This is a genomic window from Coleofasciculus sp. G2-EDA-02 (assembly GCF_040226375.1).
Taxonomy (GTDB): Bacteria; Cyanobacteriota; Cyanobacteriia; order Cyanobacteriales; family Coleofasciculaceae; genus Coleofasciculus.
On sequence record NZ_JAVKEW010000178.1, the window covers coordinates 1 to 26,713 of the forward strand.

General features: G+C 45.9%; 26 protein-coding genes. 17 read left to right on the top strand and 9 right to left on the bottom strand.

The window, feature by feature from the left end; all coding sequences use genetic code 11:
- Positions 1 to 701 precede the first annotated feature (701 nt).
- The 3 genes from RLO19_RS21205 to RLO19_RS21215 form a co-directional block, all read right to left on the bottom strand.
- On the bottom strand, positions 702 to 884 hold the full coding sequence (locus tag RLO19_RS21205) for a hypothetical protein (RefSeq protein WP_446359415.1): 183 nt from the start codon (positions 882 to 884) through the stop codon (positions 702 to 704).
- Between the two features lie 48 nt (positions 885 to 932).
- Positions 933 to 2,924, bottom strand: a complete 1,992-nt coding sequence (locus RLO19_RS21210; RefSeq protein WP_446359416.1) for an ATP-binding cassette domain-containing protein — start codon at positions 2,922 to 2,924, stop codon at positions 933 to 935.
- A 149-nt stretch (positions 2,925 to 3,073) separates the two neighbouring features.
- On the bottom strand, positions 3,074 to 4,354 hold the full coding sequence (locus tag RLO19_RS21215; RefSeq protein ID WP_446359417.1) for an HlyD family secretion protein: 1,281 nt from the start codon (positions 4,352 to 4,354) through the stop codon (positions 3,074 to 3,076).
- A gap of 464 nt (positions 4,355 to 4,818) precedes the next feature.
- On the opposite strand from RLO19_RS21215, the gene RLO19_RS21220 reads away from it, so the two are divergent.
- Positions 4,819 to 5,430 carry a TetR/AcrR family transcriptional regulator gene (locus RLO19_RS21220; protein ID WP_446359418.1) on the top strand — a complete coding sequence of 204 codons (612 nt, stop codon included), beginning with the start codon at positions 4,819 to 4,821 and terminating at the stop codon, positions 5,428 to 5,430.
- A gap of 18 nt (positions 5,431 to 5,448) precedes the next feature.
- On the opposite strand, the gene RLO19_RS21225 is transcribed toward RLO19_RS21220, so the two are convergent.
- The 3 genes from RLO19_RS21225 to RLO19_RS21235 all read right to left on the bottom strand — a co-directional run bounded on the left by RLO19_RS21225 (position 5,449) and on the right by RLO19_RS21235 (position 8,409).
- On the bottom strand, positions 5,449 to 6,927 hold the full coding sequence (locus RLO19_RS21225) for a CoA-acylating methylmalonate-semialdehyde dehydrogenase (protein WP_446359419.1): 1,479 nt from the start codon (positions 6,925 to 6,927) through the stop codon (positions 5,449 to 5,451).
- A 148-nt stretch (positions 6,928 to 7,075) separates the two neighbouring features.
- Positions 7,076 to 7,312, bottom strand: coding sequence for a hypothetical protein (locus RLO19_RS21230; RefSeq protein ID WP_446359420.1), 237 nt, complete (start codon positions 7,310 to 7,312; stop codon positions 7,076 to 7,078).
- Positions 7,309 to 8,409, bottom strand: a complete 1,101-nt coding sequence (locus RLO19_RS21235) for a YybH family protein (protein WP_446359421.1) — start codon at positions 8,407 to 8,409, stop codon at positions 7,309 to 7,311. The genes RLO19_RS21230 and RLO19_RS21235 overlap by 4 nt, the downstream gene beginning before the upstream one ends.
- Between RLO19_RS21235 and murG the strand changes: the two genes are divergently transcribed.
- From murG to RLO19_RS21315, 16 genes are all read left to right on the top strand, one after another.
- Positions 8,399 to 9,466 carry an undecaprenyldiphospho-muramoylpentapeptide beta-N-acetylglucosaminyltransferase gene (gene murG / locus RLO19_RS21240; RefSeq protein ID WP_446359422.1) on the top strand — a complete coding sequence of 356 codons (1,068 nt, stop codon included), beginning with the start codon at positions 8,399 to 8,401 and terminating at the stop codon, positions 9,464 to 9,466. The genes RLO19_RS21235 and murG overlap by 11 nt on opposite strands.
- Positions 9,467 to 9,629: 163 nt before the next feature.
- Positions 9,630 to 10,556 (top strand): pentapeptide repeat-containing protein, encoded by a 927-nt coding sequence (locus RLO19_RS21245; protein ID WP_446359423.1) that lies wholly within the window; start codon positions 9,630 to 9,632, stop codon positions 10,554 to 10,556.
- A gap of 40 nt (positions 10,557 to 10,596) precedes the next feature.
- Complete coding sequence (locus RLO19_RS21250; protein WP_446359424.1) at positions 10,597 to 11,049, top strand: hypothetical protein; 453 nt, start codon at positions 10,597 to 10,599, stop codon at positions 11,047 to 11,049.
- A gap of 153 nt (positions 11,050 to 11,202) precedes the next feature.
- A complete protein-coding gene (locus RLO19_RS21255) occupies positions 11,203 to 11,526 on the top strand; it encodes a hypothetical protein (RefSeq protein ID WP_446359425.1) in 324 nt (107 codons plus the stop codon).
- A gap of 359 nt (positions 11,527 to 11,885) precedes the next feature.
- The gene (locus RLO19_RS21260; RefSeq protein WP_446359426.1) at positions 11,886 to 13,199 is read left to right on the top strand and encodes an APC family permease; all 1,314 of its coding nucleotides are present in this window, start codon (positions 11,886 to 11,888) and stop codon (positions 13,197 to 13,199) included.
- Between the two features lie 54 nt (positions 13,200 to 13,253).
- Positions 13,254 to 15,620 carry a hypothetical protein gene (locus RLO19_RS21265; RefSeq protein ID WP_446359427.1) on the top strand — a complete coding sequence of 789 codons (2,367 nt, stop codon included), beginning with the start codon at positions 13,254 to 13,256 and terminating at the stop codon, positions 15,618 to 15,620.
- 205 nt (positions 15,621 to 15,825) lie between these two features.
- A complete protein-coding gene (locus tag RLO19_RS21270) occupies positions 15,826 to 18,039 on the top strand; it encodes a type I restriction-modification system subunit M (RefSeq protein WP_446359428.1) in 2,214 nt (737 codons plus the stop codon).
- 44 nt (positions 18,040 to 18,083) lie between these two features.
- The gene (locus RLO19_RS21275; RefSeq protein WP_446336109.1) at positions 18,084 to 18,374 is read left to right on the top strand and encodes a type II toxin-antitoxin system Phd/YefM family antitoxin; all 291 of its coding nucleotides are present in this window, start codon (positions 18,084 to 18,086) and stop codon (positions 18,372 to 18,374) included.
- On the top strand, positions 18,358 to 18,684 hold the full coding sequence (locus tag RLO19_RS21280; protein WP_446359429.1) for a type II toxin-antitoxin system RelE/ParE family toxin: 327 nt from the start codon (positions 18,358 to 18,360) through the stop codon (positions 18,682 to 18,684). Before RLO19_RS21275 ends, RLO19_RS21280 begins: the two co-directional genes overlap by 17 nt.
- A 19-nt stretch (positions 18,685 to 18,703) precedes the next feature.
- The gene (locus RLO19_RS21285) at positions 18,704 to 19,021 is read left to right on the top strand and encodes a hypothetical protein (RefSeq protein WP_446359430.1); all 318 of its coding nucleotides are present in this window, start codon (positions 18,704 to 18,706) and stop codon (positions 19,019 to 19,021) included.
- 62 nt (positions 19,022 to 19,083) lie between these two features.
- A complete protein-coding gene (locus tag RLO19_RS21290) occupies positions 19,084 to 20,424 on the top strand; it encodes a restriction endonuclease subunit S (protein WP_446359431.1) in 1,341 nt (446 codons plus the stop codon).
- Positions 20,425 to 20,432: 8 nt separating this feature from the next.
- Positions 20,433 to 20,699 (top strand): antitoxin, encoded by a 267-nt coding sequence (locus RLO19_RS21295; protein WP_446359432.1) that lies wholly within the window; start codon positions 20,433 to 20,435, stop codon positions 20,697 to 20,699.
- Between the two features lie 113 nt (positions 20,700 to 20,812).
- Entirely contained in the window at positions 20,813 to 21,028 is a 216-nt protein-coding gene (locus tag RLO19_RS21300) for a hypothetical protein (RefSeq protein ID WP_446359433.1), read from the top strand.
- Entirely contained in the window at positions 21,018 to 21,434 is a 417-nt protein-coding gene (locus RLO19_RS21305) for a putative toxin-antitoxin system toxin component, PIN family (RefSeq protein ID WP_446359434.1), read from the top strand. Before RLO19_RS21300 ends, RLO19_RS21305 begins: the two co-directional genes overlap by 11 nt.
- Positions 21,435 to 21,443: 9 nt before the next feature.
- Positions 21,444 to 24,464 carry a type I restriction endonuclease subunit R gene (locus RLO19_RS21310; protein ID WP_446359435.1) on the top strand — a complete coding sequence of 1,007 codons (3,021 nt, stop codon included), beginning with the start codon at positions 21,444 to 21,446 and terminating at the stop codon, positions 24,462 to 24,464.
- An 18-nt stretch (positions 24,465 to 24,482) separates the two neighbouring features.
- Positions 24,483 to 24,797 carry a ChaB family protein gene (locus tag RLO19_RS21315; RefSeq protein WP_446359436.1) on the top strand — a complete coding sequence of 105 codons (315 nt, stop codon included), beginning with the start codon at positions 24,483 to 24,485 and terminating at the stop codon, positions 24,795 to 24,797.
- On the opposite strand, the gene RLO19_RS21320 is transcribed toward RLO19_RS21315, so the two are convergent.
- The 3 genes from RLO19_RS21320 to RLO19_RS21330 all read right to left on the bottom strand — a co-directional run bounded on the left by RLO19_RS21320 (position 24,743) and on the right by RLO19_RS21330 (position 26,449).
- Positions 24,743 to 25,009, bottom strand: a complete 267-nt coding sequence (locus tag RLO19_RS21320) for a hypothetical protein (RefSeq protein ID WP_446336118.1) — start codon at positions 25,007 to 25,009, stop codon at positions 24,743 to 24,745. The two genes, RLO19_RS21315 and RLO19_RS21320, sit on opposite strands and share 55 nt — an antisense overlap.
- 101 nt (positions 25,010 to 25,110) lie before the next feature.
- Positions 25,111 to 25,722: a hypothetical protein gene (locus RLO19_RS21325; RefSeq protein ID WP_446359437.1), complete on the bottom strand. Its 612-nt coding sequence runs from the start codon at positions 25,720 to 25,722 to the stop codon at positions 25,111 to 25,113.
- Between the two features lie 85 nt (positions 25,723 to 25,807).
- Positions 25,808 to 26,449 carry a Uma2 family endonuclease gene (locus RLO19_RS21330; protein WP_446359438.1) on the bottom strand — a complete coding sequence of 214 codons (642 nt, stop codon included), beginning with the start codon at positions 26,447 to 26,449 and terminating at the stop codon, positions 25,808 to 25,810.
- Positions 26,450 to 26,713 lie beyond the last annotated feature (264 nt).

The window sequence follows — 26,713 nt, forward strand, 5'->3', positions numbered from 1 at the left end:
AAGCAAAATCGTAGGGTGCGTTAGCGAAGCGTAACGCACCATCGCTAGTTTGCGGTTAAATTAGGCGCAGGTTGGTAAAGGGCGCACGTCGGTTGGTAAAGGGCGCACGTCGGTGCGCCCCTACGGGGATTGTTGGTTATCTGGTGGCGCACCTGTAATCGTAAACGCCGCCCAATAATAGGGATGCTGAAATAGTTTTTCCTGCTGCTTATCGGGTTCTATTTCACGGATTTTGCCCAATTCACCTCTAATCTTAGGGCGGAGGGTATTCTCTTCTTCCGGTAGTCGCTTAGAAATTACCTGATAATAGTCTAGAAACTATTGTAGAGACGCGATGAAAGAAGCGTCTGGGCGGGTTTAGTTACATCTCTTGTGCAACCGAAAAGATAGTCGTGAAACCCGCCCCTACAGACATTGCGCCACATACCGTGAAAGTCTGGGTATTGTTTTATGGTATATCGTTTGTTTATCGGGATTGGGTTGGATGCGATCGCGGGTTTTCTATTCATTCGCCATTTAAGTCAAGGGCGATCCGATACAATTGAGTGGATGGGTGGTGTTCATTGATGCAGGCAGGTCGCCCCTACAGTATATTTATAATTGGGTGACGACAGGGGGTTAATTGATTCCCGTGGGATTTAGAAACCTGCGAAGGCAGGTTTTGTTTGTGTAGATGCGGTTTTAACCGCCCCATCCTAGAGCTATCCTAATTTGACGAAAATTGCCTGCACCAGCTTCACCAGTTCAAAGGTGACAAAGATAGCGAGAATAGCTGTAACCAAGCTATTTAAGACGCGATTATTGCCATAGCCAAACACAGAGGCACTAAATTTGATCAACACAAAGGCGAGACAGGTAATGACGGCAAGTTGCAAAAAAGTCATAGGTTCTGGTTTAACTAAGTATTTTTGCTGATTAGACTATATTACCAATTAATCGACTGAGGGTGACTGGGTGCGTTGGACAATGCCAATAAAAGCATCTTCTAGAGAAAACGGAATCGCTCGCAACGACTCAATTTTAATACCTGCATCGTCTAACACAGAGCGTACTTGGGGAATTTCCCCATCGGGATGATCCAGAACCAAGTGCAAGCGATCGCCAAATATTGACACCCGCCATGAGTCTATCTTACTTTTGAGTAAGTTTGAGGCATTTTGCGTCTGGTCAGTCACCACCTCAATCAACTGACCCGGTTGTGCGGCTTTAATTTCACTAGGCGAACCCTGCGCCACCACCTCACCCGCCACCATAAACCCCATGCGATTACATTGTTCGGCTTCTTCCAAATAATGGGTGGTGACTAACACCGCTGTTCCTAATCGGGCAAACTGATTAATAAACCGCCAAAACTGACGCCGCGCCAACGGATCAACCCCGGAGGTTGGTTCATCCAAAAACAAAATTTCCGGTTCATGCATCACCGACGCACCAAACGCCACTCGCTGCTTCCATCCCCCCGGTAATCGCCCGGTGAGGATATTTTCCTTTCCGACTAACCCACAGGTGGCTAATACCCAATCAATTTTCGTGGGGCGTAGTCGTCGGGGTACACCGTAAACCCCACAATAAAATTCTAGATTCTGGATAATTGTTAAATCATCATACAGGGTAAATTTTTGACTCATATACCCAATGCGTCGCCGCAACTTGCTACTGCGGAGGTTATGAGTTTGTCCGGCTAAAGACATGGTTCCCGATGTCGCCGGAATTAAGCCACACAGCATTTTAATGGTTGTTGTTTTCCCTGCACCATTTGCTCCGAGTAATCCATATATTTCCCCATACTTAATTTCTAAATTAACACCTTTAACGGCTTGGAATTCACCAAAGATTTTCTTTAAATTATTCGCCCCAATCGCAATAGAATTGGCAGAGAGAGACGATGATTGATTACCTGTTTTAACCCCATCGCCTCCTTGAGCAGAGACGTAGCATGCTACGTCTCTACAATCTTTGTGCCGAGGAAAGGGGATGAATTCCGGTTCATTCCCCGCCGCCCGCAGACGTTTAACAAAGACGTTTTCTAACGTGGGATCAGCGATTTGAAGACTGTTTATTTCTAATTGCTGTTGACGCAAGCGATCGCGAATTTCTGCTTCTCCATCCGTCGCGTCTTCCACCAGCACATCCAGTCTATCCCCAAAGGTTTGCACATCAACAATGGAAGTCTGTTGAGTGGGTATCGTCTCATCGTGCAAAACCGCCTCAGCCGCTTCAATATTCGCCGTTCGCACCTCCAGTCGTTGCAATCCCAGACTCTCTCGCAATTGGGAAAGCGTACCAATTTCCTGGATTTGACCCTCATACATTAACGCAATGCGATCGCACCGTTCGGCTTCATCGAGGTAGGGCGTCGCGACTACAATGGTTACACCTTCACTCGCAACAGTAGCCAGAACATCCCAGAATTCCCGCCGAGATACCGGATCAACCCCTGTTGTCGGTTCATCTAATAGCAAAACCTCCGGTTGAGCGATGAGCGCACAACAGAGGGCTAGTTTTTGTTTCATCCCCCCAGAAAGTTGTCCCGCTAAACGATCAGCGAATTGCTGTAAGTTCATTAACTGCAAATATTTGCGGCGGCGCTGCTGAAATAAATCGGCTGGAACCTGACGCAATCCGGCACTATAGCGCAAGTTTTCATCAATACTGAGATCGAGGTAAAGGGAGAATTGTTGGGTTAAATAGCCACTTAAAATGCGGGCGTCACGCGGGGATTTCCCCAGGATTTTTACTTGTCCTCCTGATGCGTCCATCACCCCACCTAAGATATGGAAGGTTGTGGTTTTTCCCGCGCCATCTGGACCAATTAAGCCAAATATTTCCCCGCGCTTAACTGTAAAATTAATGCCTTTGACGGCGAGGAGTTTGCCGTAGCGTTTGTATAATCCTTGAACTTGAATTACATGGTGGTCATTCATGGTTCATGGTTGATGGTTCATGGTTCATAATTGATTGTTTATTGTTCATTGATATTTGGGGATTGGGCGAAGCATTCGCGTTGAAAGTTTGGTAGGAATCCGACAAATCGGGGCGCGAATGCTTCGCCCCTACGTGCCCCTACGTGCCCCTACGAATGAACCTCTTCCTCTAACAGGATTTCTGCGTCGGCTGGCATTCCCGGTTTGGCAAATCCTTCGGGATTATCAATCCTAATTTTTACGCCAAAGACTTGCTTGACGCGATCTTCTTTAAAATATATATTTTCTGGCGTAAAAGAGGCTTGGGTGTCAATTTCGGTTACCGCTGCACTTAGGGGTTGTTCTGGGAATGAATCTAGATAAACTCTGGCTTTTTGACCCACCCGAACTTTGCCAATATCGCCTTCGGGAATATAGCCGCGTAAATAAACCTCATCTAGATCGAGTACAGTAATCAGGTGTTGACCGGCTGCGATCACTTCTCCGGGTTCAACGGTGCGAGTCAAGACGGTGCCTTGAATGGGACTGGTGAGGGTAAGGTCGTTTATTTTAGCCGCGATCGCATCCTGGGCGGCTTGGGCTTGTTTGATGTCAGACTCGGCGACGGCGAGTTGGGCGCGGGCTTGGTCTAGCTGCTTGTTGAGGGCGTTGATTTGCGCTTGAGCGATCGCGGGATTCAGTCGGCTGGTTTGGGCTTGTTCGAGTTCCCCTTGAGCCGCGTTAACTTGTCTGCGGTTCGCTTCTACCACGGCTTGTTGAGCGGCGACAGCCGATTGCAGGGTGTATACTTTGGTTTGGGCTTGGTCGAATTGCTGTTGGGGAATTACGCCACCTCTGAGGAGTTGGGTGAAGCGATCGCGATCGGTTTTGGCTAGAGTTAATTCGGCTTGAGTCTGTTGCAACTGGGCTATGGCTTGGCTGAGTTGCGCCTCAGCCGTCGCGACGCTAGCATTGGCTTGGGAAATGCGCCCACTGGCGTTTTGTTGAGTTTGTTGTAGATTTAGGGTGGCTTCTTGCAGGCGACTCATCAGCACATCAATCTGTAGACGCCCTTGGCGTTCTTGTTGTTGCGTCGCTTCTACCCGGGCTTTGGCTTGTCTGAGTTGGGCTTGAATTTCATCATCATCCAGCCTGACAATGGTTTGACCGGGGCTGACGGTATTCCCTTCCCGTACTGCAACCGACTCGACTTTACCGGGGACTTTCGCACCAATATCCGTTTCGTAGCCTTCAATGCGACCACTCAGTTGCAGGGTTTCATCGGTTGGGGATGGAGTTAAAAAATACCAGGTTGCGGCGGCGACACCCGCGATTAACAACCCGGCTGGGATGAGCAAACGGGGTGAGAGTTTGCCCTTGGGTTTGGCAAATTTGCCTGATTCAGGGGCTTTTTGCTCTTGTTCTTCTCGGGGTGAGAGGGTCTGAGTCATCGTATTTACCTCTCTGGCGAGGGGAGGGTTATTAAATAAGAGGGGGTGACGACCGTTTGAGTGCTGGATTTGAATTTTTTATATCAAACCAAACTGTACGGTCTATATATTGTTATAGTAGACTGTACAGTTTGATAAAGTCAAGTAGGGGTTCCTTCCGTCCCCCTTGGGAAATCCCCCTTCCGTCCCCCTTGGGAGATCCCCCTTCCGTCCCCCTTTTTAAGGGGGAAGCCATAGGATACTTCGCTTTTTTTGCACGGGGGAAGCCAGAGGATGCGAGAGCGTTTTTTGCAAGGGGAAGCCAAAGGATGCGAGAGCTTTTTGACTCAAACTCTTATCCAGTCAGCTTTAGCTGACTTGAGCTTTTAGCCAAGAACTTGAGTTCTTGGCGGGTGTTAAGGCTGACGTCTGACTTCGCGAGTACCAGGAACCCTCTAGTCTGAGCAGTACCACATTTCCAAACCATGTCACGATCAAAAAACAGCGAATCAAACCGAAAGGGTAGGGTTGATAAAGCCGAACAAATCCTCAACGGAGCCACCCAGGAGTTTCTCAAACACGGCTATGCGGCGACAAGCATGGATCGAGTCGCCGCCGCTGCTAAGGTGTCTAAACAAACCCTCTATAGTTATTTTCAAGACAAAGAAACTCTATTCACCACGTTAATAGAGCGTATGGCAAAAGGGCGGTTTCAGTTAGTCTTTGGTTCTGTACCGCTACAAGGAGAACCCCAAACTGTGCTGCGACAGTTGGTTCAAACTGGGCTAAGTCGCATTGCTACAGATCAAGAATATTTATCCTTTGTCCGGGTGGTAATTGCCGAGTCGGGACGCTTTCCTCACCTGGCGCAAGTGTTTGTCAGCAATATTACCAAACCCGCCCTGGAAACCTTAACGCTGTACTTTGCATCTCATCCAGAACTCAAGATTGCTGATCCTCAAGCCAGCGCCCGAATTTTTGTCGGGTCGATTATTGCATTCGTGTTGACGCAGGAGGTTCTGCATGGGAAGGAGTTAATGCCAATGGAGAGCGATCGCCTGATTGATAGTTTAATTCATTCGGTACTTCACCAGTAGGTCTATTTTGAGGTTCCTTTAGAACTGACGTGACCAATCTTGAAACCAGCGTTCTACCACAACTTTTGTCTGGGTAAAAAACTCCACAGCTTGTCGCCCCTGTCCATGTAAATCCCCATAAAAACTATCTTTCCAACCACTAAAGGGAAAGAATGCCATCGGTGCAGCTACACCAATATTAATGCCAATATTCCCAGCTTCGGCTTCATAACGAAACTGTCGCGCTGCTGCACCACTGGTGGTAAATAAACATGCCATATTGCCCCATTGACCCCGGTTCACCAATGCGATCGCGTCCTCTATGGTGTCGAGATGCATTAAACTCAACACCGGACCAAATATTTCAGTTTGAGAAATAGAACTGTCGGGGTTGACATTTTGCAGGATTGTGGGTCGAATAAAATTCCCTTGCTCATAACCGGAAATCTTGGCATTGCGCCCGTCTACTAACACCTTTGCTCCTTCATCAGCGCCCTGTTGAATCAATCCCTCAATCCGGCTTTGACTGTCACGGCTAATCACCGGTCCCATTTCCACCCCTTCATCCAACCCATAGCCAACGACACGAGTTTGAGCGGCTGACGCGATCGCATCAGTAAAACTCTGCCGTGCTTCCCCCACGGTAACTGCCACAGACGCCGCCAGACAACGTTGTCCCGCACAGCCAAAGGCACTATCGGCCGCAATTCGAGTTGTCATTTCCATATCCGCATCGGGGAGGACAATTAGGGGATTTTTCGCCCCTCCCTGACATTGCACCCGCTTGCCATGGGCGGCTCCTTTGCTGTATACATACTGTGCCACCGGGGATGAACCAACAAAACTAATGGCGCGAATGGTTGGGTGTTCTAAAATCGCATCCACCACCGAAGCAGCCCCATTAACCAGATTCACCACTCCTTTAGGTAATCCCGTCGCCTCTAATAATTCAAACACCTTTTGCATCGTCAACGGTACTTTTTCCGAGGGTTTAACGATACAGGTATTCCCGCAGGCGATCGCATAAGGTAAAAACCAGAAGGGAATCATACCCGGAAAATTGAATGGCGCAATAATGGCTGTCACTCCCACCGGTTGACGAATCATGATTTCATCAATCCCTCGGGCAACATCTTCTAGATTGTATCCCTGCATCAGCATTGGAATACCACAGGCGACTTCCACATTTTCAATTGCCCGCCGTAATTCTGCTTTTGACTCCTTTAGGGTTTTACCGCATTCCAGGGTAATTGTACGGGCTAATTCATCTAAATTGTCTTCTAATAAAACCTTGAGTTTAAACAGATATTGTACTCGGGTTGGCGGAGGAATCCGTCGCCAATGTGTGAAAGCGACAGCCGCCGCCTCCGTCGCCGCTTCTACATCATCTTTAGGCGACAAAGGAACTTGGGCTAAAACATCAACCGTAGCGGGATTAACAACCTGAAGCGATTCCGTGGCGCTGGAGGGACACCATTTGCCATTGATATAGTTCGGTAACAGATTTTTTAGATGCACCGTGATTTCTCCAGAAATAATAATTAACGGTATTCGTCATTCGTCATGTGTTTATGTCATGTGTTTATGTCATGTGTTTATGTCATGTGTTTATGTCATGTGTTTATGTAGGGGCGAAGCATTCGCGCCCAAATGTATCGGTTGTTTACTAAAATCTCAACGCGAATGCTTCGCCCAACCCCCAGATCAGATGTTCGCCAATCCCCAACCCCCAGATCAGATGTTCGCCAATCCCCAACCCCCAGATCAGATGTTCGCCAATCCCCAACCCCCAGATCAGATGTTCGCCAATACCCAACCCCCAGATCAGATGTTCGCCAATACCCAACCCCCAGATCAGATATTCGCCAATCCCCAACCCCCAGATCAGATGTTCGCCAATCACCGATCCACAACATTCAATCGCCGAGTAATCATAGTCATCCCATCACCCCGAATCAATACGGCTGAAATCCAGCGATCCTGGGGGTTTAAGGGAGCTCGTCCCACTTTAAAAATGCCACCTGCGGATAGTAAATCCAATTCAAAGTCACTGGGTTGGCTGTAGCGATCGCGACTGATCGGTTCTTCTAAGGCTGTTCCCAATAGCAGGTTATCTCCTAGGGGTTCTTGGACGATCACATCAAAGTTAAACGACTGACCAATACGCACCTGTTCCGGTAGAATCACTTGCAGGTTAGGGGGATTGACGCCAGAGGTGAGTTGGGAACGTTCTGCCAAAATTTCCGAGGAAACGATTTTTTTGTTTTCGTAACGTTGGCGCGATCGCAAAGTGGATTCAAGCTTAATCATCGTACCGCCGTTTGGCTGAGTTCCGGTTACGGTAGTTACTGTTTCCGCCACCATACCATCGCCTTGATTTTCCCAAGACTGTAACTCGGTGCGATACATCAATTGGGGATAGCGTTCCCACAGTTGCTTCAGGGCTTGCTCCATCTGCACATGAGTCAAACCATCAGAATGTTTAAAATCCTGGCTATAGAACTGCATCACACCCTGCACATCTCGGCGATTTGCTGCTGCATCGATTTGCGCCAGGAGTTCTTTTAGCTGAGGTGGGGCGGTTGCTGGATCTTCTGCTTTTGTCGAAGTTGCCCATCCCACAGTTAAACCCACCGCCAAGAACAAAATCCTTAACCCATTCAGGGAATACGCCTTGGTTTTCGCACTCAAGGAACCTGACTTTTCACACCCTGGGGAGAATTCAAAGCCTTCTCTCTCTAACCCCCCTTTCAAAGGGGGGCAAGGGGGGATGGAGAGAGGTTTTCTATATCCCGTGAAAAGTACACTCAAGGAACGGGAAACGCGACGAAATAAATTGACCGGATGGTGCATTAGGGGCATCGTAGGAAATAGTTTAATAAAGAAATTGGCTTCCAATTGGACAGATAAGATGGTATATTCGCTTGCTTTACTACCAATTCTCGATTTTAATTCAACAGAAGAGTAGCCTTTAGGAGGAACAACGACCTTGGCTGACACTCCAATTCGCTTATTGATTGCTGCCAGTGGCACAGGGGGACATTTATTTCCGGCGCTGGCGCTAGCTCAACAGTTACCAGAGTACCAAATTGAGTGGCTGGGCGTGCCGAACCGTGTGGAACAATCTGTGATTCCCCAACACTATCCCCTGCACAAGATTCCTGTCGAAGGCTTTCAGAAACCCTTGGGACTAAATACAGTTCGCATTTTTGGACGCCTCGTGGGTTCCATCCGACAGGTGCAGCGACTCATCCAAACCGGGCAATTTGATGCTCTGTTTACCACAGGCGGTTATATTGCAGGACCTGCGATCGTCGCGGCACGTTTACAGGGATTGCCTGTTATTTTACACGAATCCAACGCCATTCCCGGAAAAGTCACCCGCTGGCTGAGTCCCTTGTGTGATCAGGTGGCGCTAGGATTTGACGCCGCCTCGAAGTATTTACCCAAAGCCCATACTGTCACCGTTGGTACACCCGTTCGGGCTGATTTTAGGAAGCCTCAGCCCTTAGATTTACCGATTCCCGAAAATGTGCCTTTAATCGTCGTGGTTGGCGGTTCCCAAGGAGCGGTTAGTGTGAATCAACTCGTGCGTCAATGCGCTAAGACTTGGTTTGAATTGGGCGCTTGGATGGTACATTTAACCGGGGAGAAAGACCCAGACGCTTCCACTTTACAGCATCCCCACTATATCGAAATGCCTTTTTATAACAACATGGCAGCCCTACTACAACGGGCGAATTTAGCCATTAGTCGGGCGGGTGCAGGTTCGTTAACGGAACTGGCGATAACGGGGACACCAGCTATTTTAATTCCTTATCCTTACGCCGCAGAAGATCACCAAAGCTTTAATGCCGCTAGTTTTGCCCAAAAGGGAGCGGCTCTTGTTTTTCCTCAATCTGAACTCACCCCCGAATTACTCGAAAGTAAAGTTTCCTATTTGCTCAAATCTCCGGAAATTCTCCAGCAAATGGCAGAAAAAGCGGCATCGTTAGCAGTAACGGATAGTGCGGAACAATTAGCAACGTTGGTGCGTAGGCTGGTGGAGAAAGAATAAGGGTAATTTACGACAATTGCATCTGTAAAAGTAGTCCAGTTTGTCGGTAATTGACGTGCAATAAAAAACTCGAATGTTTTGTTTTAAGTTAACACGGATGAAGATTTGCTACCACCTAAATACATCATCCAATTCAAATTAATTCTTCTTCAGAGGGTTATACATGATGGACAACCCTAAACCAAGGGATTCAAGTAATGCTAATAATACGAATGAATCTACACCTTTGCCAGAACATTTACAACAATTGCTCGCATATTTTGACCAGCTTTACCCCATTGAAGATTCGATTCATCTTGAGTATGAACTACTTCAGGTTGCCAAACGCTGCGATTTGCCCCTAGAGAGTGTCCGACAAATGTTTAAAAACTATTGTCGTCAGCATCAAGACAAAATTTGGCATCAGTCTCGCTTATTGTTTCTACTCTCACGTATAGAAAAAAACCTCGAATGGCTCAACCAATCGATGAGCAAGATGGATCTGTTTCCGGTTCTAGAATACCTGAGCAAGCTTTCTATTATTGTGGCACTGATTGTGTTTATAATTGAAATTCCTGAACGGGTGCAACAACGAGAAACCGAACAGAAACGGACTAACTACGAAGCTTGGCGTGTTATTCTTGCAAGTGAAGGTAAACCAGCTAGCGGCGGAAGAGTCCAGGCTCTTGAGGATTTGAACAAGCAGGGTATTCCTCTCACCAATATAAATCTATCCGGTGCATTTCTCAGCGATATCAAATTACCAAAAGCTCGCTTGGATGGTGCAAAATTAAACCAGACTCTGCTGAATGGGGCAAAGCTTCAAAAGGCAAAACTGATCAACGCTAGCTTACAAAACGCTGCCTTAATCGATGCCAATCTTAAGGGTGCTAACCTCTTGAACGCCGATTTGAGCAATGCCGCGTTGAGCCAAGCAGATCTCACTCAAGTGGTTTTGAAAGATGCTAATTTAGAAGGAGCCAATTTGACGGATACTAAAGGTCTGAAAATTCTCCAGATCAAACAAGCAAGAAACTGGCAATCTGCATGCTATGATCCTAGCTTAAGACGGCAATTGGGACTGACTTCGGTTCAAAACCCCAATTGTTAAATTTTGTTAATAAAAGTACCCTTGGTTTGTGTAAGTTGTCATGGTTGAAAAATTATCAACTCCCAATTGGGAAAACTTTTCAGAGACAGAACAAAACTACATTCAGGAATTAATTCAAATTTCCCGAAGAGCCAAAGAATTAACCTATCTTCTCTTGAATGTGAAAGATACTAGTGAGCCAGAGGAAAACGAACTAGCTGACAAAAAAATTGCCATGTCTTCTTTCAATGTTCCCATGGCAGAATTGGACATAATAAGTCATGAACCTAATGCCGAGACTGAATGGCTTGATACAATCAGTCCTGAAATGGAATTGTTGCTGACAAGACTCATTGAAACAAGAGACACCTTAACAGCCTTGAGAAATAATTGCCAAAAAGCCTGTAATGATCAGTTTTCCCAAGACCCAAAGAAACGCAAAGAATGCCATAAGATATGTAATCAAAGACTAAGGTTCCTCGCCCAAAACATGAATTTACCTCGTTTGGTCTGAATCCTGAAAAAACTATAGCGGTTCTCGCTTGCGTGAGGTAAATCTAGATTTGCACAGTCCTTTCTTTAGATACATTCTCGCTTATTTTGCTGTACTTCATCCACTTGAGAAACGCTATAGAAAGTTGGAGCAACACCTTAGTGAAAAATACTCATGATACGTCAAACTGAAGGAGCAGGATTTAAACTTGCCGCCACCGCCATTATCTGGGGTTTTGCCACGGGAATGCTAGGGATTTGCATTCCATTAGTTTCGATGACTGAAAGTGGTGTTATTTTACCATTAGCGGTGATTATAGGAGCAAGTTTCACGACTGCCGTAGTTTGGCTATCGTTCAGTCAAGTGTCTAGAAATACATTCGATTTGATTAACAGCATTGAGTCGTTAAATGAATCAGAAGCCACGTTAAACACTATTGATAACAGTGACAACGTTGATAGTCAACAAAAGATTCAAACAACTGGAACCGATAGATAACGAGTAACAGTTGATTGAAATTTCCCATGTATCCCTGCGTAGGGGCGCACCGACGTGCGCCCTTGATACTGACGTGCGCCCTTGATTAAGTGAGCGATCGCGCTAATTTTATGGGTGCAAGCCTAGATTTGGCTGGTGGGCATTGCCCACCCTACGGTAAAGGATTTCTAATTTTATGGGTGCAAGCCTAGATTTGGCTACGGTATATTAAAGATTTCGGCAACACCAAAATATTTCTGGGCGCAAGGATGGTGCCCCTACATTTCTTGTCGCTTGTATCGTAGATCACTCGATATAAATTCGACTCTATTAGAGTTGGTACGATAAGCAGCATAACGATTACTCAGGGGAGTGTCTCTATGCCAAAATCCAACGCGCCACCCTCGCTGAAACGAGAATTGGATCTCCGGGGTGCTATCCTAGTCGGACTGGGTTCGATGGTGGGAACCGGGGTATTTGTCAGTATTGGTATCGCCGCCGGAGTCGCTGGAACATCGGTAATCTTAGCCGTCGCGATCGCAGCCTTACTCGCCGCCTGTAATGGATTAAGTAGCGCCCAACTCGCGGCGAATAATTCCGTTAGTGGGGGAACTTATGAATATGGTTATCGCTATCTTACCCCTTGGCTGGGCTTTACCGCTGGTTGGCTGTTCCTCTTGGCGAAAACAGCATCAGCGGCGACAGCAGCTTTGGGGTTTGCGGGTTATTTGTTAAATGCGTTGCGTCTGGATGCGAATCAATGGTTAGTCCCCCTGGCGCTGGTTACAGTGGTTATCTTGACGCTAATTGTCTTAGGGGGAATTCGCCATTCTAACCTAACTAACCTAATTATCGTTTCTATTACCCTACTCTCGCTGATGATGTTTATTATCACGGGTTTACCTCACATTACCCCTGGGAATTTTACCCCATTTTTCCCCACCGACACCCCAGATAAAAGTGCGATCGCGTCTTTACTTCATGGCAGCGCCTTAATGTTTGTGGCTTATAGTGGTTATGGTCGGATTGCCACATTAGGAGAAGAGGTGCATCAACCGCGACGCACTATCCCGATCGCGATTATCTTAACGATGATTGTCACCATGATCCTGTATATGGCAATCGCCGCCGTGGGTGTGGGAACTGTTGGTGTGGATACCCTTAGCGCCGCTACCCAATCAAACGCCGCCCCCTTGGAAGTCGCTTCTCGCCAATTTGGGATTCCCATCGTTCCCCCATTACTCGCCCTCGGTGCAATGACGGCGATGGTAGGCGTATTGCTAAACCTGATATTGGGATTATCTCGCGTACTATTGGCTATGGGGCGTCGTCGGGATATGCCCAGAATTGTAGCGCGTCTGAATGCTGCGGGAACCACACCCTATATATCAGTGATTTGTATTGGAGTTGCGATCGCGGCGTTGGTTCTGATTGGTAATGTCAAAACAACCTGGTCATTTAGCGCTTTTACCGTTTTGGTTTATTATGCCCTTACCAACCTGTCTGCCCTACGGCTATCTACCCAAGAACGACTGTATCCCAAATGGATAGCTGGGGTAGGATTAGCCGGGTGTCTCGTCTTAGCCTTTTGGGTGGAACAACAAATTTGGTTGGTTGGTCTGGAATTAATTGTAGCCGGATTAGTCTGGAAAACGATAGTATTGCCATTGGCTTTAGGGGTACACAATCACTAATTCAGTGCAGCGATGATCGGTGATAATAGGTCAGCAGGTGAAAGGGGAAAGCGATTGTCCGGAGTCACAAAGAGACGCCAACGACGACGAGTCCAGAAAAAATCCTCAGCTAATGGCTGTCTAGTCGCATTAGGTGCGATCGCAGCATTAATCGCCACGGGTGCGATCGTTACTGGGGGAATATGGCTAGGGATTCGCCTGATGATTGATCCCAATGCGGCGATCTGGCTGAATCGCATCTTACCCGGATGGACAAACATCCCCATCGCTGATGCTTCACCGCCGCAAACCCTGGCAATGATACGCGACGAGTTGCGCCAAAATGGGTTAATTGCGGGAGAACTTGTATCCCTCAATACAGGGGAACCCTATCGAGAAACCCCTATTTTATTACCCATCTTAAAATCTAAGCCGAACTGTCAAACCAATTGCCAAAAAATTGTCGAACTGAGACTCTATCAACCCGTCGAATTCCAGCAAACAGAACTCGCTTACCAACTGGTCACTCAGCTAGCCATCAACGAACCAGAAGAGTATTTTGTGCTTTCCTCCACCGACGCGATTGATGGGAGTGCGTCTCGTTCCCTAGCCTTTACTCAATTTAACCCTTTAGAAAATAAAGCCCCCGCCACAGGACTTTGGTTTAACCTTTGGGGAGTTCGCCTCACCGATGAATCCCCGAAAACTTACGGACAAATACTCCATTACAACCCCGAACAAATGCACCTGAGTATTCTGTTGGAATGGCAAAGTCCCACGGATAGTCCACCCTATTGGCAACAAGTCACCGGTGAATCAACCCCAGAATTAGTGATTAATCAAACGGTGGGTTTAGAACCCAAATTCCAGGTGTACCAGGTTCAACCTCGCCAGTTTCTGCTCAATCCAATTCAATTAACCGAAATTTCTCTGAATACATTGGCTTCCGATAGTCCCACCTATCGCAATTCCTTAATGTTAGCCCGGAATGGGTTATGGTCTTGGGCATATCGACGATTGCAACAAGACAAGCAAAACAATGAGTCGGCGACAGTCCAAGCGCAATTGGATGTGATTCGACTTCATGCCCAATTTACCGAGGCACAAGCCAACAAAACTTGGGCAAGTCAAGGACAACAAATTCTAGCCTATCTCATTGATGGACGGTGGACAGATGCCTTGCAGGTATTTCAAACCGCCGCCGTTAATGGTTCCGCCCAAGACATTGCCAATTTACTCAAAACCGATACAGAGGGATTATGGCGACGGGTAGAAGCTGCCCTAAATATTAGTCCTAATGATCGCACCGTAAAAACCTGGGGGGCTTTAATTCTCGCCGCCCAAGAAGGGCGGGCTAAAGCCATCTCTTGGTTGCAGCAACTCCCACCCCCTGAATCAGAATCCGATCAGCCTCAACCGGATAATGATGCCCAGATTTATGCTTACCTCGATTCTCTGGATGTCGCGTTAGCCCAAATCCCACCCATCATCCCTCATTTAAGTCAAATTGTCGGGACAGCACAATCGATTGAAACTGTCAAGCCCGAAGATTGGCGACAACCGGAAGTGGGAAATCGTACAGCAACATTTCCTGTATCTTTCACCGCCCAATCCTCAATCCCTAATCCCCAATCCCTAGTTCTCCAAAAAGCACCCCAACAGGTTTGGTATCAGATAGAAGTTGCTGCATTTAATGATGGTCAGCGCTGGCGTAAAACGCCATTTAGAGACTTGCAATTGCCCACTGTCGCCCCAACTCAGCGTCTTTGGCAATATCTCGGCTTAGATACTGATCCGCGCCTGCAAATCGCCGTCTGGTCGGCGGAGGGACGTCAGGAGACTATCTTCGCGACTGTCCAAGCGGTGTCCTATCGAGAGGGTGTGATCCAGCTTTTAGCCGCAGGAGTTGCCTTACCTAGCAAAGAAAATAGCCGTCCTATGGCATATTCTCAAACGGCGATGCGCTGGCTAGAACCGGGTTCAATTAGCTTATCCGATTTAAACCAACTTCAGCCGCAATGGGTAGCGGCGATTTTACCAACACTGTGGCAGGAATTGGTCAAAAGCGGCAAGCGATCGCCCGAAGTCGAACCCACGATTCCGATGATGCTGCAAGAGATCGGACATTGGTTAGTACAGCCTCTGGATTTGACCGGGAATAATGAATCGGAAGCTGTTTTAACCCTGTATGAGGATCTATCGAGTACCAGCCAAACCCTGAATATCAAACGCCCGGAAACGAACAAGCAGCAATATAAACCCCGGACATTAATATTTTCGGAGAAGGGGGCGTTACTCTACAGTGAATTTTCCACCCATGGGAGTACATCACTAACTGCGATCGCGGATTTGGGGGATGGGGGAACAGCGGCGTTAGTCCTAGCGGGTGAGAATAAATATAGCCTTAAGCGTTGGTCAGATCAGCGTAAAAGTTTTGAGTAAAAGCAGATTGATCATCCTTAAAATGAATGGCACTGAAAATTTGGATTAGGAGATCGCCAAAACCTTTGATATACCGTAGGGTGGGCATTGCCCACCAGCATACCAGTCAGTGACATTCTCCTTAAAATCATTGTCATGTAAGCATCTTATTCGCGACCCATTCCTAGAAACTTGGCACAATAAAAAACAACCCTATTAAACCTCTATGACGACTACCGTACAAAACGCCAATCATCAAGAGTTAGTCGGCTTGATCTGGAGTATCGCCGATAAACTCCGAGGTCCCTACCGCCCCCCTCAATATCGTCAGGTGATGTTACCGATGATTGTGCTGCGTCGTCTTGATTCTGTCCTAGAACCCACCAAGGAAGCCGTTTTAGCCGCAAAAAGCAAGTATGAGAACGTGTTGACGGGGGAGGCGTTTGAAAAGGCGATCGCGAAAGTTGCGATCGGGGAGAATCGCCAACAGCCTTTATATAACCTCAGCGAGTTTACCTTTAAGAAGCTTTTGGGGGACTCGGAAGGATTAGCCGATAACCTCCGCGCCTATATTAATGGCTTTTCTCCCCTGGCGCGGGACATCTTCGATAAGTTTGACTTTGACAAGCAGATTCAGAAACTCGATGAAGCCAATCGCCTCTATGAAGTCATGCAAGCGATCGCGAGTCCGGATGTAGATTTATCTCCGGCGCACCTCTCGAACTTGCAAATGGGCTATTTGTTCGAGGAGTTGGTGAGGAAGTTTAACGAACAAGCTAACGAAGAAGCCGGAGACCATTTTACCCCCCGTGAAGTGATTCGCCTGATGGTAAATTTGGTTTTCTGTGAGGAAGAGGTTGTCTTTCAACCACAGATTTACCGTACCGTGTATGACCCCACGGCGGGAACCGGCGGAATGCTTTCGGTAGCCGAGGAATATATTAAACGGCAAAACCAGGACGCAAATTTGGCATTATTTGGGCAAGAATATAACCCCGAATCCTACGCCATTTGCTGTTCTGACCTGCTGATTAAAGATGAACCGATTAATAATCTTGTCTATGGGGACACATTAGGACTCAAAGACGCCAAGCAAAAGAGTAATAACTTTGTTCCCCACGATGGTCATAGCGATAAGAAGTTTCACTATATGTTTGCTAATCCGCCCTTTGGGGTGGAGTGGAAACCGGAGCAAAATTTCATCGAGTCTGAATATCAAACCCTGGGGTTTAAGGGTCGCTTTGGCGCAGGTTTACCCCGGATTAATGATGGGTCGCTGTTGTTTCTCCAGCACATGATTTCTAAGATGTACCCTGCACCGGAGAAGAAGGGAGATGGGTCACGCATTGCCATTGTGTTTAATGGTTCACCTTTATTTACTGGGGATGCGGGGAGTGGGGAGAGTAATATTCGCCGTTGGATTATCGAAAATGATTGGCTTGATGCAGTGGTGGCGTTACCGGATCAGATGTTTTATAACACGGGAATTTTTACTTATATCTGGTTAGTGACGAATAAGAAAGCATCCCACCGGAAAGGGAAGGTACAGTTAATTGATGGGACGCACCATTATCAGAAGATGAAAAAGAGTCTGGGGAATAAGCGAAATGAGTTATCCCCTGACCATATCGCGGAACTGGTGCGACTTTATGGGGATTATCAGCATAATGGGATAAGTAAGGTGCAGATTGATGGGGAAAGCCAAGAACGGGTTTGTTCTAAGGTTTTTGATAATCGGGAGTTTGGTTTTCTTAAGATTACCGTAGAACGTCCCTTACGGCTGAATTTTCAAGTCAGTGAGGAACGCTTGGCGCGACTGTGGGAACAAACAGCATTTGAGAATTTGGCAACCAGTAAGAAGCGCAAAGACGAGAAGGGGAAGCAGCTTGAAATTGAGATGGGGCAAGATTTACAAAAGGAGATCATTGCTGCACTGTATTGCATGGATGGGAATAAACTTTATTTGTCCCGTGATGGGTTTGTTAAGGACATGGAAAAGGTCTTAAAACAAGCCGGATTAAAGCTGAAAAGTCCAGTTAAAAAGGCGATTTTAGCAGCATTGGGGGAAACTGACCCAGAAGCGGAAATCTGTCGGGATAGCAAGGGAAACGTTGAACCGGATACCAGTTTACGGGATACGGAGATTGTGCCTTTACCGGAGGATATCCCTTTACCTTTACCGTTGGAGTATGATGGGAAAACGGGATTAGATGGGTTAAATAAATTAGTTAAAGCCCATTGTTTGGCGTATCTGGAGGCGGAGGTTTTACCTCATGTCCCCGATGCTTGGATTGATTTTGATAAAACGAAGGTAGGGTATGAGATTCCCTTGAATCGGCATTTCTATGTGTATCAGCCTCCTCGCCCCTTGGCGGCGATTGAGGAGGATATTAAGTCTTTAGAGGCGGATATTATGGCGATGTTGGGGGAGGTAGTGTAAATTAGATCTTAATAAGATGCAAATTTAGTGCGAGGCTGATCGGGATGATTCATTTAGGGCGGGATATTCAATCGCTTTCCACCTTTAAGCGCAATACCAGTGACCTGATTCAACAGATGAAGGAAACGGGAAATCCGATTGTTTTGACAGTAAATGGGAAAGCAGAAGTGGTTGTACAGGATGCTACTGCTTATCAGAAGTTATTGGATACCATCGAACATCTAGAATCTCTGGTGGCGATTCAAAGGGGATTAACAGATATTGACAAGGGTGAGACTCAATCCCTTGAAAGTTTTGTGACTGAGATGCAAGCTAAACATGGTATTTCAGATTAAGTTGACTCGTTATGCCAAAGAGGAAATAGAGTCGGCTTATCTTTGGTTAAAAGACTATAATTCTGCCTATGCAGACCAATGGTTTCGAGATTTGATGGATACCATCGCTACTTTACAAGAAAAGCCAAGACGTTGTGCTTTAGCCAGGGAAAATGATGATTTTTTAGAGGAGATTAGACAGCTTCTTTATGGAAAATCCAAGAGTCGATATCGCATTGTTTTTACAGTTAAAGGGGAGTTTGTTTATATTCTTTCTGTGCGCCGTGGGTCTAGGTCAGCTTTAGATTTTAACCCTCTCGATATGGAGTAATTTAAGGGAGACTAACATTATGCAGATAACGGTTAATTTACCGGACAAGTTAACGGCAAAGGTACAAAATAAATGGAGAGATTTACCGCAAGAAATTCTCCGTCAATTGGTGTTGAAAGCATTTAGGGAAGGGCTGATTGATTTTGAGGAGTTTCAGGAGTTGGGAACGTTTGCATCTGAGGGGGAGTTAAATTATTTTTTGAAGCCAAATAATATGCTTCATAGTTCGGGGTTACTCGATTTATATGGTTGCTGTGCAGATGATCCGATTGAAGTTGATAACTTGGGGGTAGATGATAGCCTTGATGATGATTTGATTGGGGTGTTTGATGATTGATAGTTCTCTCAAAGATTTGTTAGATACTGAGGGTTAAATATTGAGGATTGGGAGGAAGGTTAATGGGACAGTATCAGGGTTATGAACAGTACAAGGATTCTGGTGTTGAGTGGTTGGGGGATATTCCCGAACATTGGGAAGCAGTTCGACTAAAACATATAACTAATAAAATTATTGATGGCGCACATTTTACTCCAACGTATGTGAGCGAAGGAATTCCTTTTCTAAGAGTTACTGATATTGTTCAAGCAGGTAGTAACTCCATCAATATGAATAATATTAAATTTATACCAGAAGAAGAACACGAAGCATTATCTATTAGATGCAAACCAGAAAAAGGGGACTTGCTTTATTCTAAAAATGGAACGATAGGAGTTCCTAGAATTGTTGATTGGGATTTTGAATTTAGTATATTTGTGAGCCTCTGCTTAATTAAAGTGATTAAACAAAAGATCAGCAGTGAGTTTTTGCAATATTCGTTATTAGGTAAATTAACAGAAACTCAAATTAATATTGGTGCTAAATCAAATACTGTTACGAACTTGCACTTAGACAAAATAAAAGAATTTTGGGCAGCTTTACCGCCATTGGAAGAACAGGATGCGATCGCACAATTTCTCGACCACAAAACCAGCCAAATAGATGCCCTCATTTCCAAGAAAGAAGCCCTCCTCGAAAAACTCGACGAAAAACGCACCGCCCTCATCAGCCACGCTGTCACCAAAGGACTCGATCCAACCGTCCCCATGAAAGATTCTGGCATCGAGTGGCTAGGTGATATCCCTGCACATTGGGAGGTTTTGAGAGTAAAACATTTAACAAAAATCTTGCGAGGGAAGTTCTCCCATAGACCAAGAAATGACCCAAAACTTTATGATGGCGAATATCCTTTTATTCAAACTGGCGATGTTGCTAATGCTAATAAATTTATTACAGAATATAGTCAGACACTAAATGAAAATGGCTATGCAGTAAGTAAAGAATTCCCATCAGGAACACTCGTAATGACAATTGCTGCCAATATCGGTGATATGGCAATATTAGACTTTAATGGTTGTTTCCCTGATAGCATTGTCGGTTTTGTTCCATCTAAACAGACGAGCGTATTGTTCTTGTATTATGTCTTCACTTCAATGAGAGAGCAGTTTTTACAGACTGCTGTTTTAAACACTCAGTTAAATCTAAATGTAGAAAGAATAAGTAACCTTTTTACAGTTATAGCTCCTCCTGAAGAACAAGGACAAATTATAGTTTTCCTAGATAAAGAAACAACCAATATAGACCAACAAAAAGCAAAAATAAAACAAGCCATTGACCTCCTAAAAGAATACCGCACCGCCCTAATCACCAACGCTGTAACAGGCAAAATCGACGTGCGCCAAGTCCCCATTCCTCAACCCTAGAAACCCCTATGACCACCGAATATCACGTTAAACTCATCCAACAAGGGAACACCCAAACCCTACCCATTCCCCCAGAACTTAACCTAGACACCACAGACGTTACCATCCGTCAAGAAAATGGCAAACTGATTATCGAACCCTATCAAAAGAAATCCATTCTCCAAGTTTTCTCCACCCTCGAACCCTTAGACGAAGAATTCCCCGATGTTGACGAAGGATTACAGCAGTTTGCTCTGCTATGCGGTACATTGTCGATCCCCCTAAATCCCCCTTAAAAAGGGGGACTTTGATCTACTGTACTTTATGGAGAGCGCAAAGCGCTGTATTACCCCTAGATGACATCAAACTTTAAAAAAGCTATACTCCTATTTAAAGGACTTTAGAAACAATGAAACAAACCCTTAAACAAATCAAAATTAGTGATATCCCTGATGCACTGCAACGCTTGGGGATAAGCCAAGACACCACCATTAATTTAACCATCGAAACCGTCGAAGAAGAACAAGAAGACATCCTAACCCTATTTCAACAAATTGGTCAGGAAGCGCAAGCCAAAGGACTAACTGACGAAATTCTAGAAGAACTGTTAGCTGATGAATCCTGACTTAATTGTTATTGACACTAATATATTTATCAGCGCCGTTCTTAGCCCGAATGGAACTGCATATCAAGCCTTTAGCAAAGCCATTAAACACTTTACGATAGTTCACACCGACCAAACCTACCAAGAACTCGCCCAACGGATTTATAAACCTAAATTTGATAAATATATTTCTAACCAAAGGAGAGAAGACTTTCTAGCCAGTATCCGCAATAACAGTCAATTCAGTCAAACCACATTAGCAATAACCGATTGTCGCGACCCAGACGATAACAAATTTCTCGAATTAGCCCTAGAAATTCAAGCCAAATTTTTATTGACAGGCGATAAAGACTTACTCTCCCTCAAAACTCAAACCCCATATCAAAACTTAATTATCAGTCCCAGAGACTTCCTAAACCTCGACTAATTTAATACCATGCACCAAGAAAAAGACTTTGAAAACATCATCGAACAAGAACTCCTCAACCACTACAGCTATCACCCCGGAAACCCAAAAAACTACGACCCAGACACCGCCCTTTTCCACCCTGAGATTATCAACTTTATCCAAACCACCCAACCGAAACAATGGGAAAAACTGACTCGCACCAGCCCAGGAGAAGCCCAAAAAATCCTAATCGCCAGCCTCACCAAAGAACTCAAAAGTCGGGGAATGCTTGATGTCCTCCGTAACGGCTTCAAATGCTACGGTAAAACCTTCAAAGTTGCCCACTTCCAACCTAACACCGGGATGAACCCCGAAACCATCACCCTCTACAATAAAAATCGCCTCACCGTTACCCGCCAACTCACAATCAAAACCAACGGAATTCCCGATATTATCCTCAGTCTCAACGGCTTACCCATCGCCACCATCGAACTGAAAAACCAACTCACCGGACAAACCTACCGCAACGCCATTCACCAATACCAAACCGAAAGAGACCCCAAAGACCCCCTATTTCGCTTCAAAGAACGTTGCTTAGTTCACTTCGCCGTCGATACCGAAGAAGTCTGGATGACCACCAAACTCGCTGGAACTGAAACCACCTTTCTCCCCTTCAACAAAGGCGATAACCACGCCGCCGGGAATCCCCATGTTCCCGGAGAATACCGCACCAGTTACCTTTGGCAAGAAGTCCTCCAACGCGATAGTATTTTAGACATTCTCGCCCGTTTCCTCCACCTAGAAACCCAAGAAATCCAAATCCCCACCGCCACCGGAATCAAATATCAAACCAAAGAAACCCTAATTTTCCCCCGTTACCATCAACTCGATGTCGTGCGGAAACTCATCGCCCACACCAAACACCATCAATCAGGACATAACTACCTAATTCAACATTCAGCCGGGTCAGGAAAATCCAACTCCATCGCCTGGTTAGCCCATCGCCTCGCCAACCTCCACAATGACCAAGATGACAAAATCTTTGATACCGTCATTGTTATCACCGATCGCAAACTATTAGACCAACAACTCCAAGACACGATTTATCAATTTGACCATAAAACCGGAGTCGTTCACAAAATAGATGAAAACACCCAACAACTCGCCAAAGCCCTGGGTGCAGGAGTCCCCATCATCATCTCCACCATTCAGAAATTCCCCTTTATTTCCCAAGCAATCCAAACCCTAGAGAAAAAAGGCAAAACCGTCACCATCACCACCAAAGACAAACGCTTTGCCATTATCGTCGATGAGGCACACAGTTCCCAAAGTGGAGAAACCGCAGCCGAACTTCGAGGAATCCTCAACAACGATGGGATTGAAGCCGCCATCGCCCACCAACTCCTCGACGATGAACCCGATGATGACCTCAGCGAAGCAGCCCAACGAAAACTATTACGAACCCAACTCACTCGCACCAAACAACCCAACCTCAGTTACTTCGCCTTTACCGCCACTCCCAAACAACGCACCCTCTTACACTTCGATGAACCCGGAGAAACCGGACAAGCGCCCTTTCACCTCTACACCATGCGCCAAGCCATTGAAGAAGGCTTTATTAAAGACGTACTCGCCAACTATACCTGTTACGCCCGTTATTACCAGTTAATACACCGCTCAGAAACTAACCCCAACCTCCCCCGGCGCAAAGCCGCCAAAGAAATCGCCCATTTCGTCGAACTCCATCCCCACAACATCGCCCAGAAAGTCGAAATCATCGTTGAACATTTCCGCAACCATACCCGCCATAAAATCGGCGGTCGGGCTAAGGCGATGGTCGTCACCAGATCCCGTGAACAGGCGGTTAAATACAAACTCGCCTTCGACCAATACCTCAAAGACAAAGGCTACACCGACATTAAATCCCTCGTCGCCTTCTCCGGTTCAGTCCCCCTCAAAGAGTTCCCTAACGAAAGCTTTACCGAAGTGAGTATGAATGGCGGGATCAAATCCACCGAAATCCCAGACAAGTTCGCCAGCAATGACTACCAACTGCTACTCGTCGCCAACAAATTCCAAACAGGCTTTGACCAACCCCTCCTCCATACCATGTTCGTCGATAAACGCCTTGCTGGAGTCCAAGCCGTGCAAACCCTCTCCCGCCTCAACCGTACCGCCCCAGGAAAAGAAGATACCTTCGTTCTAGATTTTGTCAACCCACCCGAAGACATCTACAAAGCCTTTAAACCCTACTACGAACAAACCCCCATTGGCGAAACGGCTGACCCCCAACACCTGAATGACCTCGCCTTCCAACTCTATCAATGGCGACTCTTTAGCCAAGAAAATGTTAACCAATGGTGTGAAATCTGGTTCCGCCCCAAAGACTCCCTCACCGGAGGAGAACACAAAAAGCTCAATACCCTACTCGACCCCATTATCAACCAATACAAAACCCTAGAAGCAGCCGAACGAGACCAATTTAGAAGCCAACTCACCAGCTTCCGTAATTTGTACCTTTTCCTCGCCCAAATCATCCCCTACCAAGATTCCGACCTAGAAAAACTCTATGCTTATAGTCGCTTCCTCCTGAAAAAACTCCCCCGCAGTACCGATGCGCCTAACGTAGACCTATCAGGGGATATCGAGATGAAGTTCTATCGCCTGGAAAAAATCAGTGAAGGCAAAATCGACCTCAACGAAGGCGAAGCCGAACCCCTCAAAGGTGCAACCGCAGTAGGGACACGCCAACCGGATCAAGAGGTTCCCCTCTCTCAACTGATCGACTCCCTCAACGAACGCTTTGGTACAGACTTCACCCCCGCTGATCAACTCTTTTTCGAGCAAATCACCGAAACCGCGATCGCGAACAACCACCTCAAGCAAGCCGCCCAGGTCAATACTAAAGAAAACTTCGCCCCCGTCCTCGACCAACAGCTTGAAAACCTCTTCATCGAACGCATGGAGGGGAATGAGAAGATCTTTATGGAGGTGATGAACAACCAGGAGTTTAAACAAGTCGTCTTTGACAAACTGCTCGAATCAATCTATAAGCAGCTAAATTCATAGGCGACACAGAATGAAGATTTGGCTATAAATGTAAAAATCTGTAACAAACAAGCGATCGCGGATTTGGGTGATGGGGGAACGGCGGCGTTAGTCCTAGCGGGTGAGAATAAATATAGCCTTAAGCGTTGGTCAGATCAGCGTAAACGTTTTCAACAGATTTTCTGTGCTGCCTATAATAGCGCATCTCGCGATGGACTCAATGATAACCAAGCCCATCAAGTTGCGTGGAATTCGGTTAAAAATAGCTACGAAGAGGGTATTATTTGGCGATATCTTGGCTATAAACCAACCAAATCAGCATCAACGCCCCTATTGTCAGATCCTGTCAGATAGCCTACGTCAATAGCTCCAGAATAGCTGGGGCTAGGGAATTCTTGAGGCGCAGCTTCTTTCTCGGCTTGAGTTTTCTGTTGACTCGGTAAACCGCTTTGTAGTTCGAGAGCGATCGCGAGCCATTCGGATAGGGAGATACCAGCACTGTCAGCTTGTCGCTTCAAGGCTGCATACACTTCATCACTAAGTTCTAGCGTTACAACTTGGCTCACGGCTGTTCCCTCAACGATTGCTATACAACCCTAGAGTAACATTCCAACCTACAGGAGTGAAACCGCAGTGCGCGATCGCACCTTATTGGGTATCCTTTGGATTACTCAAAATAAATTCTAAAGGGTTCCGATAGAATACCTAATATTTGATTTAACTGAGGAATAAAATATTCAGTCAAATCAATTTTTACCCGATCCTTTTCTAACAGTATAAACTTCCAGTTCGTTCCGGTTGAAACAGCGCCATACACCGCTTGCTGTTCTCGTCCATTACGAGTGTTAAATATTTGGGCGGCAACCATTTGAGCCACACATTGTCCCAAACCAATGCGGATATCATTATCTTTGGCTTCAACTAAGGTTAAGACAGGAGCAGTTACCAGTGATTGATTGCTGGATGCACTTAACATAAAATCACAAGCTCCCGTTAAACCTTTAGCGTCATCAACATTAAACGTATTTCCCGAAAAATAACCAATTTTGTTCTGAAATCTGCGCCTTATCTCCAACAATATTGGCGTAATAATTAATTCAGAACGAGCTTTTTCTGTACTAATACTTACGGCTAAATCTAAGTTTTCTTCTAAGGTTTCCTGAAGGCGTTGGGAAGGTTCAATCGGGGTAACCTGACTAAAAAAATGAGGAATATCCTCAACAGTTAATTCCAGGCTAGAAACCGCTTGATCAAGACTTTTGAAGTCACTGTATGACATAGTTCCAGAGTCAGCAGCGAAATGGGAATAGCATAACCAGCATCAATCAATGAGCCGTTCTTGGGACGATAAACGATAGAATAACTCAAGCTTGAAACTGGGACAACAACCAAGCGCTCACTTTACCATGATTCATTTGCCGACTACGCCGAAACGCTTCTTCTAATAGAGAAATCTCTAAACCAGGAAACACCTGAGATTGGTAAATTCGCCGACTCCCGCCATTTTGAATCTCAAAGGCGATAACCTGAACATTTTTTACATCAATAATCCAATACTCCCGAACTCCCAAGGATTCGTAGAGGAGACGTTTTTCTCCTTTGTCATCGGCTAAAGAAGTATAGGCAACTTCAATGACTAAATCCGGGGGTGGGTAGGTATCGAGATTGATAATCGTCGCTTCCCAAGGTACTACTTCCGCGTTGTCACCGACATAAAACGAGACATCCGGTTGGGCTTCCTCACAGCCCGTCTTACGATACGTGCAGTTATCATGACCATCAAAATCAATCTGATTGAGTCCTGCAAAGAGGCAGACGGCGTGAATAACGATAAGGTGATCACGAGAATGGGGGTTACCAAGTGGAGACATCTCTAGCCTCATGCATCCGTTATAGTAGTAGCCTTTCGCTTTTTCGTATGCTGGATCACTGATTGCCTGAAGGTATTCATCCCAAGTCGCATTGACCCAGGTATCGGTTGGTAGTTTGGTTTGCAGTTGACTCATGACAACCTTGCTATAGCTCGCGATCGCTAATATTGTAACTTAATACGAATGGCACGCTCAGATGAGGATGGTGGACAATTCCCACCCTACGATCAAGGGTTTCGGCGATCCCAAAATGCTTATCAATGGATAATTAATAATTGATAATTGACAATTGATTAATTGGGTCTAAGACCTCTTCGTTTACGAAGAAATTAAAAAAGATTTTCCTTAATTTCAATCCTCTTCTTTTAAGGAGGGGTCATTATCCATTGTTCATTATCC